Source organism: Pseudomonas palmensis, from assembly GCF_049942755.1.
Lineage (GTDB): Bacteria > Pseudomonadota > Gammaproteobacteria > Pseudomonadales > Pseudomonadaceae > Aquipseudomonas > Aquipseudomonas palmensis.
Map to the genome: position 1 here is coordinate 2,024,620 of NZ_CP187958.1, position 20,279 is coordinate 2,044,898.

A 20,279-nucleotide genomic window follows, 5' to 3' on the forward strand; every position below is an offset into this window, starting at 1 on the left:
GGCTCCTTGCGTGGGTTCTGGGCAGTTGCTAGATGCGACTGTTAGCGTAGATCAGGGTTCCGCGTGCCGCTTGCCCTGGGGGCAATTGAGCACAGCGGCGACGTTGCGAGGGGTGGATGCTGTCGCCTGCATCGCGTTTGATCGCGGCGCTGGAGCAGGATGTGCAGAGCAACTGCATCGTGCTGGAGAAGGCGTTGGGGCAGACGCGGGGGGGGGGGGCAAGGGCGGTGGCCGGAGAGAAGGCAGGGCCGCGGGGCGGCCCGTCGCGGGTCAAGCCCGCTCCCACACAGACAGCGACGGTCCTTGTGGGAGCGGGCTTGACCCGCGATAAGAGCGACGCGGTGTCAGGGCCTCAGCCCTGCCATTTGCCGCCCTCGACGATCACGCTCTCCGGCTTGGTGTCGTCGCTAAGCTCCTTGCGCACGTACTGGTCATACAGCTTGAGCAGGTACTTCTGCTCGCCCAGACGCGCCAGCTCGCTGTTGACCCAGTCACGCAGCTCGATGTTGCCCTTCTTCACCGCCGGCGCAATCGGCGCTTCCTCGCCCAGCTTCTCGTCCAGCACACGGTAGCCCGGGTTCTGCTTGGACCAGCTGAACAGGATCAGGTTGTCCTGCGCATACGCATCGCCACGGCCATTGGCCAACGCCTGCAACGACTCGGAGTTCTTCTCGAACTTGAGCAGTTTCCAGTCCGGGTGGTTCTTGGTCAGCCAGATGTCCGCCGTGGTGCCGGTGGTGACGATGGTGGTCTTGGCCGCCAGGTCGTCGAGCTTCTTCACCTCGCTGCCCTCGGGCACCAGCGCCTGTACCGCCACGCGCAGGTTGGGGTTGGTGAACTCCACCGCTTCCTTGCGCTCCGGGGTCACGGTCATGTTGGCCAGAATCAGGTCGACCTTGTCGCTCTGCAGGAAGGGAATGCGGCTGGCCGGCTCCACGGCCACGAACTCGACCTTGTTCTCGTCGCCCAGCAGCGACTTGGCCAGCTCGCGACCGATGTCGGTGTCAAAACCCACATAACGCCCGCTTTCATCCACATAGCCGAATGGCGGCTTGTCGGTGAACACGCCGACGATCAGTTTGTCGCGGGCCTTGATGGTTTCCAGGTAGCTGGTGGCCGGCGCTGCGGCATTGGCGGCAGGCTTGCTCGGCGCTTCGGATTTGTTGCACCCGGCCAGTACGGCCAGGGTGAACAGCGACAGCAGCAGTTTTGAAGCGTGGGCAGTCTTCATGACAGTTCCTTGTGTGGTGTCTTGGGCAGGCTTTCGACAAAGGAGAATTTCTCCAGGAACTGCTGCGCGCGTGCGGTCTGCGGGTTCGTAAAGAAGCTCTCGGGGGGGCTCTGTTCAAGGATCCTGCCGGCCTCCATGAACACGATGCGGTCGGCCACCGCGCGAGCGAAGGCCATTTCATGGGTCACGATCAACAGGGTCATGCCGTCGCGGGCCAGGCCCTGGATCACCTGCAGCACTTCCTTGACCATCTCCGGGTCGAGGGCGGCGGTCACCTCGTCGAACAGCATTACCTGCGGGTTCATGCACAGCGAACGCACAATGGCGATACGTTGCTGCTGGCCACCGGAAAGCTGGCGCGGATAGGCGTCGCGCTTGTCCAGCAGGCCCACCCGCGCCAGCAGTGCTTCGGCCTGGGCCTGGGCCTCGAGGCGTTCGCGCTTCTGCACCTTGAGCGGCCCGAGCAGCAGGTTTTCCATCACGCTCATGTGGCCGAACAGGTGGTAGCTCTGGAACACCATGCCCACCTGCTGGCGCACCTGGCGCCAGTCGGTGGCCTTGCTCAGCAGCTCTTTACCGGCCAGTGTCAGGCTGCCGCCGTGGGCCACTTCCAGGCCATTGAGGCAGCGCAGCAGGGTGCTCTTGCCGCAGCCGCTGGGGCCCAGGATCACCACCACTTCGCCGCTGCGCACCTGCAGGTCGATGCCCTTGAGCACCTGGTGCTCACCGAAGAACTTGTTGAAACCCTTGAACTCGATCAATGCGCTCATGCGTGTGTCCAGCGCCGCTCCAGCGCCCGCGAGGCGGCCGACAGCGGGTAGCAGATGAAAAAGAAGAACAGGAACAGCGCGCCGTAGATCAGCACCGACTCATAGGTGCGCTCGATGATCTGCTGGCCCACCTTGATCACGTCCACCACGCCGATCAGCACTGCCAGCGAACTGGTCTTGATGATGCGCGTGTAGATGTTGATGGTCGGCGGGGTCATGCGCTTGAGTGCCTGGGGCAGCAGCACGTAGCCATACAGCTGCCAGCCATCCAGGCCGATCGACAGCCCCGCCTCGCGTTGCCCGCGCGGCAGCGAATGCAGTGCACCGCGCACCACCTCGCCCACCTCGCTGGCACCCCACAGCGACAGCACCAGCACCGCGCACCAGAAGCTGGGAATGCTCACGGCAAAGAAGATCGGCAGGCCGAAGAACAGCAGGTACAGCCACACCAGTACCGGTATCGCCCGAAACAGCTCCAGGTACACCCGCAGCACCAGGTTCACGCTGCGCTTGCCGAGGGTGGCGAGCACGCCGTAGAGCACCCCGCCCAGGGTGCTGAAAGCGATGCCCAGGGCCGAGATCGACAGGGTTTGCGCGGCGCCCTGGGCCAGTTGCGGCAGCGACACCAGCAGCAGTTCAAGACCCGAACTGGCCATGTTGCAACCTCCTTTCCAGGCGGCTCAGCAGCAGCGACAACGGCAAGAACAGCAGCACGCAGATCAGCGTCAGCACCGCGAGCATTTCGTAGGTCTTGTAGTAAAGGGCGATGTAGCTCTTGGTGGTGTAGAGAATCTCGGGCACCGCCACCGCCGACACCACGGTGGTTTCCTTGAGCAGGAAGATGAAGTTGGCGAACAGCGCCGGCAGGCTGAGGATGCCGGCCTGGGGCAGGATCACGTGGCGCAGCAGCTGGCCTTCGGACAACCCGATGGAGCGCCCGGACTCCAGCTGTGCGGCGGGCACCGCCTCGACACCGGCGCGCAGCACCTCGGTCAGGTAGGCCCCGCCGAGAAACGTCATGGTGATGATCGCGGCGGCGAAGCCGGAAATCTTCAGGCCCAGGCTGGGCAGCGCGAAGTACACGAAAAACAGCTGGATCAGCAGCGGCGTGTTGCGTGCCAGCTCCACGTACAGGCCCACGGCACGCTGCAGGTAGGGCGTGCGGTAGACCAGGATCGCGGTGTTGATCACGGCCACCACCAGCGAGGTGGCGATGGCGATCAGGCCGACCTGCAGGGTGACCCCGACGGCCTTGAGAAACGCGGGCAATGTGCTGAGGATGAATGCGACGTCGAAGCTCATCGGCGTGGCCTCGGCGTCCGAAACAGGGTGCGCTGCATGGGGGTGGTCTCGAACCGGCCCGAGGGTAGACGGGCGGTGGCGGCTAGGGTTGGGCGTGCCGGTAAGCACTTTGGTAATACTCTAAAGCTATAAAAATATTTATTTAAATATCGTTATTGCATATTGATATCACGCAAAAAACTAACCGCAAATTTCCTCGTGGCAGGCGGGATCTTTCCCGCGCGCGCGCCATCAAACAGCTGTCGTGCGCGGCCCCGTGGGCCGTTCAACCCACAAGGAAAACAACACCATGAACAGCGACCAGCCGACCCTCGACCCCAGCGAACTGATCAAATGGCTGACGGCCCTGCGCCGCGCGGTCAACACACCACGCTGAAACCCCATTCAAAAAAAACGCCGACCCGGTAACCGGAGTCGGCGTTTTGCATCGTGCGGTCTACAGCGGGCGAATCAGAACGCCGGCAGTACCGCGCCTTTGTATTTCTGCTCGATGAAGGCTTTCACTTCAGGGCTGGTCAGGGCCTTGGCCAGCTTCTGGATGGCGTCGCTGTCCTTGTTGTCGGGGCGCGCCACCAGGAAGTTCACGTAAGGCGAGTCGGAACCCTCGATCACCAGGGCATCCTTGGCCGGGTTCAGGCCGGCTTCCAGCGCATAGTTGGTGTTGATCATGTCCAGGTCGACCTGGTCCAGCACGCGTGGCAGCAGGGCCGACTCAAGCTCCTTGAACTTGAAGTTGTGCGGGTTCTTGGCGATGTCCTTGGGCGTGGCCAGGGCGTTTTTCGGATCTTTGAGTTCGATCAGCCCGGCCTTCTGCAGCAGGATCAGCGCACGGCCACTGTTGGAGCCTTCGTTGGGGATGGCGATGGTGGCGCCGTCCTTGAGCTCGGCCAGGCTCTTGACCTTCTTCGAGTAGCCACCGAACGGTTCGACGTGTACGCCGATCACGGTTTCCAGGTGGGTGCCTTTACCTTCGTTGAAGCTCTTGAGGTAGGGCAGGGTCTGGAAGTAGTTGGCGTCCAGACGCTTCTGATCGACCTGCACGTTGGGCTGCACGTAGTCGGTGAACACCTTGATTTCCAGGTCCACGCCTTCCTTGGCCAGGGTTGGCTTGATCAGCTCGAGGATCTCGGCGTGGGGCACCGGGGTGGCGGCAACCACCAGCTTCTGGCCGGCGTGGGCGAAGCCTGCAACCGACAGAGCGGCTGCCAATGCAGTCAACAACAAAGCCTTTTTCATGCGCAGTCCTTATTCGAATCACAGCCATCGTCGACGGCGGAAGAGAGGGTGCCAGTATTGTGCTAGCTGGCGTGAAGGCGACAATACCGAGATTTTTTATTCCTTAACAATATCTTTTGCTTAGCTGCTTATTCCATTTTTTGTTGCGCGCCCCGCATGACCTCAGGCGGCCGATTGCGCCAGACGCAACGACACCTGCTGCAGCAAGGCCTGCAACGCACTGCGCTCACCCGGCTGGCCCAGGCGGCAGAGCTGGTCGAGCTGCGTGGCCAGCGCCTGCAGCGGAGTGGGCAGGTTCAGATGCTCGGGCAGTATTTCCTCCCCGCTGCTGACCAGCAGGGCGAAGTGAATGACGTTTTCCAGTTCGCGGGTGTTGCCCGGCCAGCTGTGCAGTTCCAGCACCCGCTGCGCGGCCTCGCTGAGCAGCGGCGGCACGGCCAGGTTCAGGCGCGGGCTGTAGATGCCCACGAAGTACTCGGCCAGCGGCAGGATATCGCCCACCCGCTCGCGCAACGCGGGCAGCTCGAGGCGGCCTTCGTGCAGGTAGTGGTAGAGACGGTCGTGGAACTTGCCGGCGGCCACGGCCTGGGCCAGGTCGATGCTGGAGGCGGCCACCAGGCGCACGTCCACCGGGTTGGGTTGCTGGGCGCCAACGCGGGTGACTTCGCGGTTTTCCAGGGCAGCCAGCAGCTTGACCTGGATCGGCAGCGGCAGGTCGGCGATTTCATCCAGGTACAGCGTGCCGCCGTTGGCCGAGCCGAACCAGCCGGCGCGGCTGCTGGCGGTACCACTGTGGGCGCCGGCGCTGTAGCCGAACAGTTCGGCGTCGGCGTAGGTGGGGCTGATGGCGCCGCAGTTGACCGAGACGAACAGCCCGCCGCGGTCGCTGGCGCGGTGGATCTGCCGGGCCAGCAGCTCCTTGCCGGTGCCGCTTTCGCCGCGGATCAGCACGGGCAAGGCCAGCGGCGCCAGCAGCTCCAGCTCTTCGCGCAGCTGGCGCGAGCGCGGGTCGACGAACACCAGCGCCTTGGCGCGGATGCTCAACGGGCTCTTGTCGCTCTCGGGGAAGGTCAGCAGTGGCTGGCCGTAGGTGTCGTGAAGGCTCATGGCAAACTCCCGCCCGAGCGACTCACGGCGCGGACGTCTTGATGAAAAAGAGGGTAGCGCCCGGGGTCAGGCGCGACGCAGTGCGTGCTGTTCCAGGCGGCTCTGCAGGCGATAGAGGTAGGCAAAGCCCTGCTCCCAGCGCCGGTGTCCGGACTTGACGTTGATATGCCCGGCGCCGCCGAGCACACCGGCTTCTGCGCCCCAGGCGCGGGCCAGTTGCATCGCCCGTGGCGCACTGACCGCCGGATCGTTGTCGGAGGTGACCACCTGGCTGGGAAACGGCAGCAGGTTCTGCGGAATCGGCGCGAAGTTGCGCAGGGCCGGTGCACAGGCCGGGCGTTCGACGTCGGCCGGGGCCACCAGCAGTGCGCCACGTACCTGCTGCAGCAGGGTTTCGCTGGCGTGGGCGGCCCAATGCGCGACGGTGATGCAGCCCAGGCTGTGGGCGATCAGGATCACCGGCGAGGTGTCGGCGGCGATGGCATGTTCGAGCGCGGCAACCCAGTCTTCACGACGCGGGGTGATCCAGTCGGCCTGTTCGACGCGGGCACTGTTGGGCAGGCTGTTCTGCCAGTGGGTTTGCCAGTGATCGTCTGGCGATCCTTGCCAGCCCGGCACAATCAGGTAACGAATCGACTCATTGCGCATGAGATGCCTCCTGCTGGGTTTGCATTGCATGAGGGCAAGTATAGGGCGGGGGTTATATTCGTAAAGGAATAAGAAGCTATTTATTAATAACTAAAACTGCTTTCCGAATGCTGTGTGCAACCCTGTGGGAGCTGGTATCGGCGCCCTCGGAACGGGCATAAAAAAAGGGGCCGTCCCCTGCCAGGATACGGCCCCCGAATGCGTTGCCCTTACCGTTGCATCGTGTTCAACGCGCGGTGATCACCGAAAGCTTGGTGATCCCCGCCCGCTCGATCGAGGCCATGGCGCGCGCCACTTCCCCATAATTCACACCGTCGTCCGCCTGCAGTTGCACGCGTACCTCCGGGTCCTTGGCCTTGGCCGCCTGCAAGCTGGTCTCCAGCAAGTCCGGCTGGATCTCGTCCTTGTTGATGAACAACTTGCCGCCCCCATCGATGCTCACCACCAGCGGGTCCTTCTGCTCCACCGGGGCCACGGCCTCGGTCTTGGGCAGGCTGATCGGGATCGCGTTGGTCAACAACGGCGCGGTCACGATGAACACCACCAGCAGCACCAGCATCACGTCCACCAGCGGCGTCACGTTGATCTCGCTGAGTACCTCGTCACTGTCCTGGGTAGAAAAGGCCATGTCAGGACGCCTCTTTCACAGGTTGGCCGCTCACTGTTGCAGCTTTGTGAAGCGCAGGGTGCACCAGCACGCGGAAGGCACTCTTCTGCGCCAGGCTGTAGAAGTCGTGGGCAAAGTCGTCGAGGTCGGCCGCCGTGAGTTTCAGGCGACGCAGGAAGTAGTTGTAAACCAGCACCGCCGGCACCGCGACCGCGATCCCCACACCCGTGGCCACCAGCGCCGCACCAATCGGCCCGGCCACGGTTTCCAGGCTCGCCGAGCCCGCCGCACTGATGCCCTTGAGCGCTTCCATGATGCCCCACACGGTACCGAACAGGCCGATGAACGGCGACGTGCTGCCGATACTGGCCACCACCGCGAGGCCGGTTTCCAGCGAGCGGCGCTCACGCACGATCTGCTGGCGCAGGGCGCGTTCGAGGCGGTCCTGGTGGTTGATCGCCTGGCTCAGGTCATTGGCCTGGCCGGGCTCGCCCACCGCGATGGCGGCGTAGCCGGCCTGGGCCACGCGGGCGGCGGCGCCGGGCTGGGTCTGGGTGAGTTCGGCGGCCGAATCAAGGCTTGAGGCCGCCCAGAACTGCTTGTGGAAGCGCTTGTCCTGGTTCTTAAGACGGGCGAACTGCAAGCCCTTGACCAGGGCCAGGCCCCAGGTCGCGACGGAAAACACCACCAGCAGCCAGATCACCGCGCTTTCGATGGATTCAAGGGGGGATGCCAATACACTCATGATGGTTTCTCTCTGTTAGCGCGAAATTTTTAGCGAATCTTGAAATCGATCGGCACGCTGACCCAGCCCGCCTGAGCCACGTCGCCCTGCTTGGCCGGCACGAAGCTCCAGCGCTTTACCGCCGCCAGCGCGGCGTCGTCGAGCTGCTGGCGACCACTGCTCTTCTGCAACTGGATCTCGCCAGGCTTGCCGCTGGGCAACACATGCACCCGCAGCAGCACGGTGCCTTCCCAGCCGCGACGCTGGGCCAGCGACGGGTATTCCGGCGCCGGGTTCTTCAGGTACGCCGCGCTGGCCGAAGCCGGGGTCACCGGCGCCGGGGCAGGTGGCGCAGGCGGGGCGGCAGGTTGTGGCGGTGCCGGCGGCGGCTCGACCGGTTTGGGCGCAGGCTTGGGCTCGGGCTTGGGCACCGGCTTTGGCTTGGGCTTGGGTATCGGCTTGGGCGGTGGCGGCGGCTTGACGGCCAACTCGTCGACCACCGGCGGTGGCGGCTCCACCACAGGCTCGGCCGGCGCCGGGGGCGGCGGCTCGACAACCGGTGGCGCCGGCTGGGAAAACTCGATGGTCATCGGCGGGATTTCCGGTGGAACCACCGGCAACACCGGGGCCGGTGCCTGGCTGACCCAGTAGGCCACGGCACCATGCAGCACCAGCGCGAAAACCCCGAGCAGCACCTTCTCGCGGCCCTTCAAGGCACTACGCGGGGTGCGCTGCAAGCGCTGTTGCGCCAGCGGCAACCGGTGCGGCCGACCGAGGTCGACCAGCTCGCCGCCCGGCGCCTGGCGCCAAAGCACATCGAGAGCACTGGCGGCGGTCTGGACATTACCCATTGATCAACTCCTGGGAGGTTCGGTGCATGTGCATCGAAGGCCGCCCGGTCTGGCCGGCCTTCGCTGAGGTGGATGATCGACGCGTGCTGCTTATCTCTTAAAGTAATCTTTAAAGTTATGGATAGAACCTGATCGCATATACAAAACCGCTGAACCGCTCTAGCCCGCGCCAATCAAGGGCTGGAGGGCATTGCTGATCTGGCAATGCCTTTGCGGCATCGAAAATATTCGCCAAAGGCATCGAAAAACCCCTCAGAAGTCATAGCGACCGGTCACGCCCAGGGTCCGCGGGGTGCCGAGCAGCCCTTCGTAGCCGCCGTTGGCGGCGCTCCACAGGGTGGTGTAGTAGGTCTTGTCGAAGGCGTTCTTCAGCCATAGCGACACGTCCCACTGCCCGCCCCCGGCATCGCCGCGCAGGCCGGTACTGAGGTTGACCACGGCGTAGCTGGGGATCTGCGCGAAGTCCGAGTCCTCGACTGTGCCCACCGCCCTGGAACGGAACGCATAGCTGGCGGTGACATAGGGCTGCAGGCCGTTGTCCAGGTCCCACTGGTACTGCCCGTTGGCGTTGGCGATCCATTTGGAGGCGCCGACCACCTGATGCCCGCTGAGGTCGCAGGCGGCCGGGGCACCCGGTTGCAGAGCCACCTCCGGCGCGCACGGGGCGTCCTTGTAGGCGAGGTAGCGCACGTCGTTGAACGAGCCGTTGAGGTTCAGCGTAAGGCCGCGCAGCGGCACCAGGGTGCTGTCGAACTCGACCCCGCGTGAGCGCACCGAGCCTGCGTTGGTCAGGTACTGCACGCGGTTGGCGTCGTCGTAGGCGTTGGTCTGGTAGCCGTTGACCTGGGTCCAGAACAGGTTGGCGTTCAGTTGCAGGCGGCGGTCCCACAGGGTGCTCTTGAAGCCCAGTTCGGCGTTGTTGGCGCGCTCGGTGCCGATCAGCAACGAGTCGGCGCCAGCCACCGGTGCGGTGCCCACCGCCAGGTTGACCCCGCCGGACTTCTCGCCGTGGGACAGCGTGGCGTAGCCCAGCAGGTCGTCGGTGAAGCGGTAACTGAGGTTGAGCAGGCCCGAGGGGCTGGTGCTGTACTGGTTGAGGTCGCCCGAGTCATACGCACCGGCCCGTCCCTGGCGTACCGCTGCCGCCGCCCCGCTGACCGCAGCGCCGCCCACCGGGGCGCTGCGGTTGACCCAGGCGCTTTTCTCTTCGTAGGTGCCGCGTATCCCGGCGGTGAAGTCCAGGCGCGGGGTGAGGTGCCAGGTGCCCTGACCGAACAGGGCGAAGCTGTCGGTCTTGATGTGCCCCTTGCCCACCGAGCTGACGTTGGCCAGCGCACCGGTCGGCGTGCCGTTCCATACGTCGGCCTGGGGGCCGTAGAAGGCGAAGGACTTGTTGTCCAGGTTGGAGCCGAAGTAGTACGCGCCCAGTACGTAGTCGAAGAAGCCGCCCGTGGGCGAGGCCAGGCGAAATTCCTGGGAGTACTGCTTGTCTTGCACCGACACCCCGGCGTTGTAGGTCGCCGGCACATCCAGGCCGTCGTCGTTGCGCGGGGTGAAGTCCCACCAGCGGTAGCTGCTGATGGAGGTCAGGGTGAAGTCGTTGTCCAGGGTCCAGTTGGCCTCCAGCGAGGTGCCGCCCTGGAACACCGTTACCTTCTGGTCGTCGTCCAGGTTGACCTTGCGGTGGCGGCCGTCGACCAGCGTGGCGCCGGCCGCCGCCGCACGGTTTTCATAGCGGTTGACGCCGTTGATGGTCGGCCCGGTGCTGTACAGCACGCGGGTGCCGGCGCTGGAGTCTTCCTCGTTGTAGTCGCCGATCCAGCGCAGGTTGAACTGCTCGCTGGGCTTGTACAGCAGTTGCCCGCGAAAGCCCTGGCGCGCGCCACCGTTGAGGGTGTGGCCGTCGTGCTCGTTGCTGATGTCGCCGTCGCTGCGCGTGCGGTAGGCCGAGAAGCGACCGGCCAGGGTCTCGGTGAGCGGGCCGGAAAGCGTGCCCTTGGTCTGGAAGTAGCCGTCCTCGCCCACCGAGGCCTCGATGCTGCGCTCGGGGGTGAAGCTGGGCGCACGGGTGCTGATGTTGATGACCCCCGCAGTGGTGTTCTTGCCGAACAGGGTGCCCTGGGGGCCGCGCAGCACTTCGAGCTGCTCGATGTCCATGAGGTCGAACACCGCCATGCCGGGGCGGCCGAGGTAGACGTTGTCCAGGTACAGCCCCACGCTGCCTTCCAGGCCGTCGCTGGCCGGGTTGTTGCCCAGGCCGCGGATCGACACGCTGGACTGGCGCGCATGCATGTAGGCCACGTTGACGCTGGGCACCAACTGCTGAAGGTCCTGGATGCGGTACACGCGCTGGCTTTCCAGGGCCTGGCCGTCGAGCACGCTCATCGGCGTGGGCACGTCCTGGGCGCTCTCTTCACGTCGGCGCGCAGTCACGGTGACGGCCTTGAGCTGGCTGTCGGGCTTGACCTCGGGCGTCGCGTCGGTGGCCGCCTGGGCCGGCAGCCAATGCGCGCTGCCGGCCAGCAGCAAGGCCAGCGGCAGGCGCTTGAGCCGTCGGGAAGACAAGGGTGCGGCGGGGGAAGACGGGCACATGGGCGGCTCCTGGGCAAGGAATTGATATTCCTTAAAGTTATTTATTTATGATTTCACATATGTTTACTGCATAAGAGATTGCCTTTATAAGGAGTGCAGCCGAGGCAGAGCAAATGCATTTGCCCGATACTTTTCATGTGAAAAATGCATATCGACCTACGCCAGCTTCGCCACCTGATCGCGCTTGCCGAGCACCGCAGCTTCGTGGCGGCGGCGAACGCGGTGAGCCTTTCGCAATCGGCCTTCAGCCGCAGCATCCAGGCCCTGGAACACAGCGCCGGGTGCCTGCTGGTGGACCGGTCGAGCAAGGAGCTGGCGCCGACCAAGCAGGGCCTGGTGGTGCTCGAACATGCACGCCGGCTGGTCAGCGGCGCGCATCAGTTGAGCAACGAGATCAGCCAGTTCAACGGCCTGGAGGCCGGCGAGCTGCGCTTTGGCTGCGGCCCGGCGCCGGCCGCCGGGCTGGTGCCGCGTGCCATCGGCACGTTCATCGGGCGCTACCCCAGGGCACGGGTGCGCTTTCAGGTGGATGACTGGCAGAACCTGGACAAGCGCCTGCTGGCCGAGGAGTTCGAGTTCTTCGTGGCCGACACCCGCCGCTTCGAGGCCGACCCGGCCTACCACACCGTGCGCCTGCGCCCGCGCCGCTGGCACTTCTGCTGCCGCGCCGCGCACCCGCTGGCGCAACTGCCGAGCGTCAGCGCCGAGCAACTGCTGGCCTACCCCCTGGCGGTGACCCTGCGCCCGCCCAACCTGCGCAAGGTGATCAGCGACCTGAGCGGGCGCCCGGACTTCACCGCCAGCGTCGAGTGCGAGAACGGCTACAGCCTGCTGGGGGTGGTGCTGAACTCCGACGCGATCGGCATCTGCAGCGCCAACAGCGATGCGCTGCACAGCGCAGCCCAGCAACTGGTGCGCCTGAACATCGACGGCCTGCACGACGACTGCGAGGAGCTGTACACCCGCTACGGCATCGTCAGCCGTGCGCGCCAGCGCCTGTCGCCGCTGGCCGAGGCAATGATCGCGCAGATCGTCGCCACCGATCAGGCCGACCAGGACCTGTGCAACCTGGAGCGCCTGGCCATCTGAGGTGTTGCGCCGGGCGCATCGAAGGTATTCGGCAAATGCGCTTGTGGTCGCGTGGCGTGCAGGGCGAAATCACCCACCAGACTTTCAACCGGTGAGCGCCATGACCCAACCTGCCCCCGTGCGCAACGTGCTGTACATCATGTGCGACCAGCTGCGTCGCGATTACCTGTCGTGCTACGGCCACCCGCACCTGCACACGCCCAACATCGACCGCCTGGCCGCTGCCGGGGTGCGCTTCAGCCGCGCCTATACCCAAGGCACCATCTGCGGGCCGTCGCGCATGTCGGCGTACACCGGGCGCTATGTGAGCAGCCACCAGGTGGCCTGGAACAGCGTGCCGCTGCCGCTGGAGGAGCTGACCCTGGGCGACTACCTGCGCCCGGCCGGCATCCGCACAGCGCTGGTGGGCAAGACCCACGCCACGCCGAACCTTCAGGCGCAGCAGCAGCTGGGCATCGACGCCGACATGGCCAGGCAGCTCGATGAAGTGGGTTTCGAAGCCTATGTGCGCCATGACGGTATCTACCCCGACGACCCGCAGTTCGCCGAAAAGCGCGAGAGCGCGCCATACACCCGTTACCTGCGCGAACACGGCTATGGCGGCGACAACCCCTGGCACGACTGGGCCAATGCAGCGCAGGGCGAAGACGGCGAGGTGCTCAGCGGCTGGCACATGCGCCACGCCGACCGCCCCACGCGCCTGCCCGAGCAGCATTCGGAGACGGTGTACACCACCGACCGCGCCATCGACTTCATCACCGAACAGGGCGAGCAGCCGTGGTGCCTGCACCTGTCGTACATCAAGCCGCACTGGCCGTACATCGCGCCGGCGCCGTACCACGCGCTGTATGGCGCGGCGCAGGTGCTGCCGGCGGTGCCGGGCGGGCGCAGCGATCACCCGGTGTATGGCGCGTTCCGCCAGCATCAGGAGAGCGTGAACTTCTCCCGCGAGGAGGTGCGCCTGAAGGTGATCCCCACCTACATGGGGCTTATCAGGCAGGTGGACGACCAGCTCGGACGGCTGTTCGAAGTGCTTCGACGCACCGGGCGCTGGGACGACACGCTGATCGTGTTCACCAGCGACCACGGTGATTTTCTGGGCGACCACGGGCTGGGGGAGAAGGAGTTTCTGCTGGAGCAGGCGGTGGGTGTGCCGTTGATCGTGCGCGACCCGCGTGGGGCGGCAGATGCCACCCGCGGCACGGTGGATGCGCGGCTGGTGGAGACCATCGATGCGCTGCCGACGTTTCTGGACGCAATGGGATTGCCAGGGGCCGAGCATCGGCTGGAGGGGCGGTCACTGGTACCGTTGCTGCACGGTACGGCGCAGGGATGGCGCGAATACGCGATTGCCGAGTACGACTATGCGTTCCAGACCCCGGCGCGGGAGCGGCTGGGTCAGCCGATCGACCGTTGCCGCATGACCATGGTGCGCAGCGAGCGCTTCAAGTACATCGCGTATGACGGCTTCAGGGCGCAGCTGTTCGACCTGCAGGAAGACCCGCAGGAGCGGCACGACCTGGGCGATGATCCGGCGCATGCCGGCGTGCGCGAGGTGCATCAGGGATACCTGTTGCAGTGGCTGCGCGGGCTCAAACGCCGCACCACGATCAGCCATGCGGAGATCGAGCGGCGGGGGGAGCGGTTCCGCTACGGGGAGCCGCAGGCGGACAGCGTGGTGAAGATCGGGGTGTGGTGAGGCGGGCCGCTTCGCGGCCCGTCGCGGGTCAAGCCCGCTCCCACAGGGATATCACTGATCCAAGGTGCAGTGGAGTACCTGTGGGAGCGGGCTTGACCCGCGATGAGGCCCGTGAGGCCTCAGATATTGCCGACCTTCTGCCACACCTTCGGCTTGAAGAACAACGTCTCGCCACGGGCCAACCCGGTCAGGCTGTCGTGGTCCTTGACCACCTCGGCCTCGATCAGCTCGCTCTGCCCTTCCACCTTCAGCGTCACCCGCGTGGTCGCGCCCAACGGGCGGATGTCACGCACTTCAGCTGCGTGGTGGCCTTCCACCTCCTGTCGCGACAGCGACACTTCGTGCGGACGGAACAGCACGTGCTGGTCCTCGCTCAGGTGCAGGCGGTTGGAGTCGCCCAGAAAGTGGTAGACGAAGTCGCTGGCCGGGTTCTCGTATACCTCGCCCGGCGAGCCGATCTGCTCGATCACGCCCTTGTTCATCACCACGATACGGTCGGCCACTTCCATGGCTTCTTCCTGGTCGTGGGTCACGAACACCGAGGTCAGGTTGATGTCTTCGTGCAACCGCGCCAGCCAGCGACGCAGCTCCTTGCGCACCTTGGCGTCCAGCGCACCGAACGGCTCGTCCAGCAGCAGCACCTTGGGCTCTACCGCCAGCGCCCGCGCCAGGGCGATACGCTGGCGCTGGCCACCGGACAGTTGCTCGGGGTAGCGGTCGCTGAGCCAGTCCAGCTGCACCATGTTCAGCAGCTCGTGGACCTTCTCGGCAATGCGCGTCTCGTTCGGGCGCTCGCCCTTGGGCTTCATGCGCAGGCCGAAGGCGACGTTGTCGAACACGCTCATGTGGCGAAACAGCGCGTAGTGCTGGAACACGAAGCCGACGTTGCGATCACGCACGTCGTGCCCCGACACGTCCTCGCCATGGAACACGATGCTGCCCTGGTCCGGCGTCTCGAGCCCGGCGATGATGCGCAGCAGGGTGGTCTTGCCGCAGCCGGACGGGCCCAGCAGCGCTACCAGCTCGCCGCTGTGGATATCCAGGTTGATGCTGTCCAGGGCCTGGAAAGCGTTGAAGCGCTTGCTGACGTTACGAACTTCGATCGACATGAATTATTCCTCCGCGGCGCTGTGGCGCAGGCGGTTAATGCGGGACTCGCTCCACTGCTTGAGCAGCAGGATGAAGAGCGCCAGGATCAGCAGCAGGCTGGCCACGCTGAAGGCCGCGACATGGTTGTATTCGTTGTAGAGGATCTCGACATGCAGCGGCAAGGTGTTGGTCACCCCGCGAATATGCCCGGACACCACCGACACCGCACCGAACTCGCCCATCGCGCGCGCCGTGCACAGCACCACGCCATAGATCAGGCCCCATTTGATGTTGGGTACGGTGACGTGCCAGAACATCTGCCAGCCGTTGGCCCCGAGCAGGCGTGCAGCCTCCTCTTCCTGGGTGCCCTGCTCCTGCATCAGTGGGATCAGCTCGCGCGCCACGAACGGCACGGTGACGAAGATGGTCGCCAGCACGATGCCGGGCAGGGCGAACACGATCTGGATGTCATGGTCCTGCAGCCACGGGCCGAAGAAGCCCTGGGCACCGAACATCAGCACGTAGACAAGACCGGCGATCACCGGCGACACCGAGAACGGCAGGTCGATCAGGGTCACCAGGATGCTCTTGCCGGGGAAGCTGTACTTGCTCACGCACCACGCCGCGCTGACCCCGAACACCAGGTTCAGCGGCACCGAGATGGCCACCGCGATCAGGGTGAGCTTGAGCGCCGACAGCGCGTCGGGCTCGAAGATCGCCTCGAAGAAGGTGCCCAGGCCCATCTTCAGGCCCTGGGACACCACGATGAACAGCGGCAGCAGCAGAAACAGCGCGAAGATCAGCCAGCCGAGGCCGATCAGCACGCGCCGTGAAATCGCGCTGCCACGGCGGGCAGCGTTGGCCGAAGCGGCCACACCAACAGATGATGCAGACATGGGTCAGGCCTCCTTCACGGGGTTTCGATGCGCCGCTGCAACAGGTTGATCAGCAGCAGCAGGATGAAGGAAACCACCAGCATCATCACGCCGATGGCGGTGGCGCCGGTGTAGTCGTACTGGTCGAGCTTGACCATGATCAACAACGGCAGGATCTCGGTCTTCATCGGCATGTTGCCGGCGATGAAGATCACCGAACCGTACTCGCCCACACCCCGTGCGAAGGCCAGCGCGAAGCCGGTCAGCCAGGCCGGCAGCAGCGCCGGCGCCAGCACGTAGCGGAACACCTGCAGCGGCTTGGCCCCCAGGCACGCGGCGGCCTCTTCGACCTCGCGCGGGATGTCGGCCAGCACCGGCTGCACCGTGCGCACCACGAACGGCAGGGTCACGAAGGTCAGCGCCAGGGTGATGCCCAGCGGCGTGTAGGCGATCTTGAAGCCCAGGTCGGTGGCGAACTGGCCCACCAGACCGGACGGCGCATACAGCGCGGTCAGGGCGATGCCGGCCACCGCGGTGGGCAGGGCGAACGGCAGGTCGATCATCGCATCGATGACCTTGCGCCCTGGGAAGGTGTAGCGCACCAGCACCCAGGCCAGCAGCGTGCCGATCACGCCGTTGATCAGCGCCGCATAGAACGCGGTGCTGAAGCTGAGCTTGAGCGCGGCCAGCACCCGGGGTGCGGTGACGATGGTCCAGAACTGGTCCCAGGTGAGCTGGGCGGCATGGATGAACATGGCCGCCAGCGGTATGAGCACTATCAGGCTGAGGTACACCAAGGTGTAGCCCAGCGTCAGCCCGAAGCCGGGTATGACGGGGGAGATACGACGCGACATAGAAGTCCCTGGTTTAACGCACGAAGCCCGAGACGAATCCCGGGCCCATGCTGGCTACTGAATGGCGATTATCCTAACGGCCACGCATCACTGCGCCGTGTAGATCTGGTCGAACACACCACCATCGTTGAAGAACTTGGGCTGCGCAGTTTTCCAGCCACCGAAGTCTTTGTCGATAGTCACCAGTTCGAGTTTAGGGAACTGCTTGGCGTATTCGGCAGCGACCTTCTCGTCACGCGGGCGGTAGAAGTTCTCGGCGGCGATCTTCTGGCCGGCCGGGCTGTACAGGTACTTGAGGTATTCGGTGGCGATCGCGGTATTGCCCTTTTTCTCGGCGTTCTTGTCCACCACCGCCACCGGCGGCTCGGCCAGGATCGACAGCGACGGCACGACGATGTCGAACTTGTCGGCGCCACCGTCTTCCTTGAGGGCCAGGAAGGCTTCGTTTTCCCAGGCCAGCAGCACGTCGCCCTGACCGTTGTTGACGAAGGTGATGGTCGAGCCGCGGGCGCCGGTGTCCAGTACCGGCACGTGCTTGAACAGCTCCTGCACGTATTCCTGGGCCTTGGCTTCGCTGCCGCCGGCCTTCAGGCCGTAGGCCCAGGCGGCGAGGAAGTTCCAGCGCGCGCCACCGGAGGTTTTCGGGTTGGGCGTGATCACCGACACGTCCTTCTTGATCAGGTCGCCCCAGTCCTTGATGCCCTTGGGGTTGCCCTTGCGCACCAGGAACACGATGGTCGAGGTGTACGGGGTGCTGGCGTCGGGCAGGCGGGTCTGCCAGTTCTCCGGCAGGGTCTTGCCGAGCTTGGCGATTTCGTCGATGTCGCCGGCCAGGGCCAGGGTCACCACGTCGGCGCGCAGGCCGTCGATCACCGCACGGCCCTGCTTGCCCGAGCCACCGTGGGACTGCTGGATCTTGACCTTGTCGTCCGGGTGCGCCTGCTGCCAGTGCTTGATGAATTCGGCGTTGTACTGCTGATACAGCTCGCGGGTGGGGTCATAGGACACGTTCAACAGCTCGTAGTCCTTGGCGATGGCGGAACCGGCAAACACAGCACTGGCCAGTGCGGCCAGGGCATAACGGCGGATGGACATGGTGAAGCTCCCGATTGGCGTATTTTTTTCTAATTAGAGGGCTGAATCAGCTGGGCTTGTTGCCTGGATTCTGCAGGCGGAATTTTTCCTTGCGTTCGATCTGCACGACCTGGGCGTTGTGCACGGTGATTTCCACCGCGCCGAAACGCAGGTCGCGCAATGCGCTCTGGATCTCGCGCAGAATGGTGGCTTCGTCCTGTCCGTCAACGCTACGCAGAGATGCGCTCATGCTCGTGCTCCTGGAAATAAGGGGTGCCGTGCAGCTGCATCTGAAGGGGACGACTGCGCCTGGCTTGAGGGCAATCTTAGAGAGGGTGGAATATTCTTAAAAATACTATTTAAGAATTTTTATATAACTAAAAAGTGTAGAGGCGGGCTGCTTTGCAGCCCATCGCGGGTCAAGCCCGCTCCCACAAGGTTCTCCACCGGCCCCTGTGGGAGCGGGCTTGCCCCGCGAAAGGGCCCTCAGGACCAGCGCAGTTGCTGCGCAGGCACCGGTCGACCGTACCAGTAGCCCTGGCCCATGTCGCACTGCTGTTCCAGCAGGAAGCGCGCCTGCTCGGCCTCTTCGATGCCCTCGGCCTGGATCTGCATGCCCATGCTGCGCGCCAGGGCGATGATCACCCGCACGATGGCGACGTCATCATCGTCGTGGGGCAGGCCCGCCACGAAGCCCTGGTCGATCTTGAGCTTCTGCACCGGCAGGCGCTTGAGCCGCAGCAGCGAGGAGTAACCGGTACCGAAATCGTCGATGGCCAGTTGCAGGCCCAGCTCGCGCAGGCGGTGCAACTGCTCCAGCGCCACCTCGGGGTCTTCCATCACCGCGCTTTCGGTCACCTCGACCTCCAGCCGCGCCGGGTCCAGCCCGGTGTCGTGCAGCACCTGGGCCACCAGCTGGTACAGGCTGCGCTTGCCGAACAGGCGGCTGGACACGTTGACCGCGACAAACCTCAGGGCCTTGCCCTCGGCCTGCCACTGCACCATCTGCTGGCAGGCCTGGCGCATCACCCAGGTGTCGATCTCGGCAATCAGCCCGGTGCGTTCGGCAATCGGAATGAACTCGCCCGGCGGCACCAGCCCGCGCTCGGGGTGCTGCCAGCGCACCAGTGCCTCGACGCCGATCATGGCACCGGTGAGCAGGTCGTGCACCGGCTGGTAGTACACCCGCAGCTCCTGCTGCTCCAGGGCCCGGCGCAACTCGCCGGCCGTCTCGACCCGCTGCTGGGCATGGGCGGTCAGCTCCTCGGTGTACAGGGCGTACCCCGAGCGGCCATTGCCCTTGGCCTTGAACAGCGCCGAGTCGGCGTTGCGCAGCAATTGCTCGGCGCTCAGCGCATCGCTGGGGAACAGGCTGATGCCGATGCTGACGCTGGTGAACAGGCGATGGTGGTCGAGCTCGAACGGCTCCTTGAGGCAATCGATGATGCCTTGCGCCAGGGCAGCGGCCTGGCCGACCTGGGCGCAGTTCTCGGACAGCACGGCAAACTCGTCGCCGCCCAGCCGCGCCAGGGTCATGCCGGTGCCCAGCTGGGCCAGCAGGCGTTCGCTCACGGCCTTGAGCAACTGGTCGCCGGTGTTGTGGCCGAGGCTGTCGTTGATGCTCTGGAAGTGGTCCAGGTCCAGCAGCAACAGGGCACAGCCGCGCTTGTTGGCCTGGGCCGCAGCCAGGGTCTGCTTGACCCGGTCGTTGAACAGCAGGCGGTTGGGCAGGTCGGTGAGCGGGTCGTGGTGCACCAGGTGCGCCAGCTCGCGCTCGGTGTGCTTGATCGCGCTGATGTCGCTGAACACCGCCACGTAGTGGGTCAGCTGGCCGCTGTCGTCGTGAATGGCGCAGATGGTCTGCCACTGCGGGTAGATCTCGCCATTCTTGCGCCGGTTCCAGATTTCGCCGCTCCATTCGCCCTTCTCGGCCAGGGTGGCGAATATCTGCTGGTAGAACGCGGTGTCGTGGCGGCCCGACTTGAACTTGCTCGGGCGCTGGCCCAGCACCTCATCCTTCTGGTAGCCGGTGATCTGCATGAACGCCCGGTTGACGTGCACGATCAGGCCGTCGCGGTCGCTCACCAGCACCCCTTCGAGGGTGCTGTCGAACACCGCTGCGGCCATGCGCAGGCGCTCGCGGTCCTCGCGGCGCAGGCGCGCGCCCACGCCGATGAAATTGAGCAGGCGCCAGCGCGACACGAAGATCAGCGCAGCGCTGCAGCCCATCCACGCGTAGGCGTTGATCAGCTCCCAGCGTGCCAACTGGGCGGGATCATCGAAAAGATTGCTCAGTATTTGATCAGACAGCACCAACCACATGACCGACAGCACCAGATACAGCGCGGACATACGCAGGGCGTCTCGAACGGATACAGACATAGAGTCGCTGGAACCCAGGGCAAAATGATGGCCATTATAGAGGTAGAAATATCCCGTGACCTCCTATCTAAAACGCCGACTGGTTTTATTTAGTAGGGTAGGGATAATACTTTGCGCTGTTTCTTTCGCTTTACGAGGGCCCACCCGCC

Annotated in this window: 19 protein-coding genes; 2 read left to right on the forward strand and 17 right to left on the reverse strand. The window is 64.8% G+C overall.

Annotation, left to right across the window (positions count from 1 at the left end):
- Positions 1–352: 352 nt before the first annotated feature.
- The 11 genes from ACPRTJ_RS09250 to ACPRTJ_RS09300 all read right to left on the reverse strand — a co-directional run bounded on the left by ACPRTJ_RS09250 (position 353) and on the right by ACPRTJ_RS09300 (position 11,068).
- Entirely contained in the window at positions 353–1,231 is an 879-nt protein-coding gene (locus ACPRTJ_RS09250; RefSeq protein ID WP_054915897.1) for a transporter substrate-binding domain-containing protein, read from the reverse strand.
- Complete coding sequence (locus ACPRTJ_RS09255) at positions 1,228–2,001, reverse strand: amino acid ABC transporter ATP-binding protein (protein WP_043859913.1); 774 nt, start codon at positions 1,999–2,001, stop codon at positions 1,228–1,230. Before ACPRTJ_RS09255 ends, ACPRTJ_RS09250 begins: the two co-directional genes overlap by 4 nt.
- Positions 1,998–2,657 carry an amino acid ABC transporter permease gene (locus ACPRTJ_RS09260; protein WP_043859912.1) on the reverse strand — a complete coding sequence of 220 codons (660 nt, stop codon included), beginning with the start codon at positions 2,655–2,657 and terminating at the stop codon, positions 1,998–2,000. Before ACPRTJ_RS09260 ends, ACPRTJ_RS09255 begins: the two co-directional genes overlap by 4 nt.
- Entirely contained in the window at positions 2,638–3,303 is a 666-nt protein-coding gene (locus tag ACPRTJ_RS09265) for an amino acid ABC transporter permease (RefSeq protein ID WP_043859911.1), read from the reverse strand. Before ACPRTJ_RS09265 ends, ACPRTJ_RS09260 begins: the two co-directional genes overlap by 20 nt.
- A 450-nt stretch (positions 3,304–3,753) precedes the next feature.
- Positions 3,754–4,539 carry a MetQ/NlpA family ABC transporter substrate-binding protein gene (locus tag ACPRTJ_RS09270; RefSeq protein WP_043859910.1) on the reverse strand — a complete coding sequence of 262 codons (786 nt, stop codon included), beginning with the start codon at positions 4,537–4,539 and terminating at the stop codon, positions 3,754–3,756.
- A gap of 162 nt (positions 4,540–4,701) precedes the next feature.
- Complete coding sequence (locus ACPRTJ_RS09275; protein WP_058541698.1) at positions 4,702–5,646, reverse strand: sigma 54-interacting transcriptional regulator; 945 nt, start codon at positions 5,644–5,646, stop codon at positions 4,702–4,704.
- A 66-nt stretch (positions 5,647–5,712) separates the two neighbouring features.
- On the reverse strand, positions 5,713–6,294 hold the full coding sequence (locus ACPRTJ_RS09280; protein ID WP_043859907.1) for an alpha/beta hydrolase: 582 nt from the start codon (positions 6,292–6,294) through the stop codon (positions 5,713–5,715).
- A 226-nt stretch (positions 6,295–6,520) separates the two neighbouring features.
- The gene (locus tag ACPRTJ_RS09285) at positions 6,521–6,922 is read right to left on the reverse strand and encodes an ExbD/TolR family protein (protein ID WP_043859906.1); all 402 of its coding nucleotides are present in this window, start codon (positions 6,920–6,922) and stop codon (positions 6,521–6,523) included.
- A 1-nt stretch (position 6,923) separates the two neighbouring features.
- Complete coding sequence (locus ACPRTJ_RS09290; RefSeq protein ID WP_043859905.1) at positions 6,924–7,646, reverse strand: MotA/TolQ/ExbB proton channel family protein; 723 nt, start codon at positions 7,644–7,646, stop codon at positions 6,924–6,926.
- Positions 7,647–7,675: 29 nt separating this feature from the next.
- Positions 7,676–8,476: an energy transducer TonB gene (locus tag ACPRTJ_RS09295; protein ID WP_426428668.1), complete on the reverse strand. Its 801-nt coding sequence runs from the start codon at positions 8,474–8,476 to the stop codon at positions 7,676–7,678.
- Between the two features lie 252 nt (positions 8,477–8,728).
- Positions 8,729–11,068 (reverse strand): TonB-dependent receptor, encoded by a 2,340-nt coding sequence (locus tag ACPRTJ_RS09300; RefSeq protein WP_123753364.1) that lies wholly within the window; start codon positions 11,066–11,068, stop codon positions 8,729–8,731.
- Between the two features lie 144 nt (positions 11,069–11,212).
- On the opposite strand from ACPRTJ_RS09300, the gene ACPRTJ_RS09305 reads away from it, so the two are divergent.
- Positions 11,213–12,157, forward strand: coding sequence for a LysR family transcriptional regulator (locus tag ACPRTJ_RS09305; protein WP_043859902.1), 945 nt, complete (start codon positions 11,213–11,215; stop codon positions 12,155–12,157).
- A 100-nt stretch (positions 12,158–12,257) separates the two neighbouring features.
- Positions 12,258–13,856 (forward strand): alkaline phosphatase family protein, encoded by a 1,599-nt coding sequence (locus ACPRTJ_RS09310; RefSeq protein WP_426428670.1) that lies wholly within the window; start codon positions 12,258–12,260, stop codon positions 13,854–13,856.
- 119 nt (positions 13,857–13,975) lie between these two features.
- Here the strand turns inward: ACPRTJ_RS09310 and ACPRTJ_RS09315 are convergent, their stop codons facing one another.
- The 6 genes from ACPRTJ_RS09315 to dibA form a co-directional block, all read right to left on the reverse strand.
- Positions 13,976–14,965 carry a sulfate/molybdate ABC transporter ATP-binding protein gene (locus tag ACPRTJ_RS09315; protein WP_054915893.1) on the reverse strand — a complete coding sequence of 330 codons (990 nt, stop codon included), beginning with the start codon at positions 14,963–14,965 and terminating at the stop codon, positions 13,976–13,978.
- Between the two features lie 3 nt (positions 14,966–14,968).
- Complete coding sequence (gene cysW, locus ACPRTJ_RS09320; protein ID WP_043859899.1) at positions 14,969–15,841, reverse strand: sulfate ABC transporter permease subunit CysW; 873 nt, start codon at positions 15,839–15,841, stop codon at positions 14,969–14,971.
- Positions 15,842–15,855: 14 nt separating this feature from the next.
- Positions 15,856–16,674: a sulfate ABC transporter permease subunit CysT gene (gene cysT, locus ACPRTJ_RS09325; RefSeq protein ID WP_043859898.1), complete on the reverse strand. Its 819-nt coding sequence runs from the start codon at positions 16,672–16,674 to the stop codon at positions 15,856–15,858.
- 87 nt (positions 16,675–16,761) lie between these two features.
- The gene (locus tag ACPRTJ_RS09330) at positions 16,762–17,769 is read right to left on the reverse strand and encodes a sulfate ABC transporter substrate-binding protein (RefSeq protein ID WP_043861301.1); all 1,008 of its coding nucleotides are present in this window, start codon (positions 17,767–17,769) and stop codon (positions 16,762–16,764) included.
- A 46-nt stretch (positions 17,770–17,815) separates the two neighbouring features.
- Positions 17,816–17,998: a sulfur starvation response protein OscA gene (oscA, locus tag ACPRTJ_RS09335; RefSeq protein WP_007941032.1), complete on the reverse strand. Its 183-nt coding sequence runs from the start codon at positions 17,996–17,998 to the stop codon at positions 17,816–17,818.
- A gap of 236 nt (positions 17,999–18,234) precedes the next feature.
- The gene (gene dibA, locus ACPRTJ_RS09340) at positions 18,235–20,130 is read right to left on the reverse strand and encodes a phosphodiesterase DibA (protein ID WP_043861302.1); all 1,896 of its coding nucleotides are present in this window, start codon (positions 20,128–20,130) and stop codon (positions 18,235–18,237) included.
- Positions 20,131–20,279: the final 149 nt, after the last annotated feature.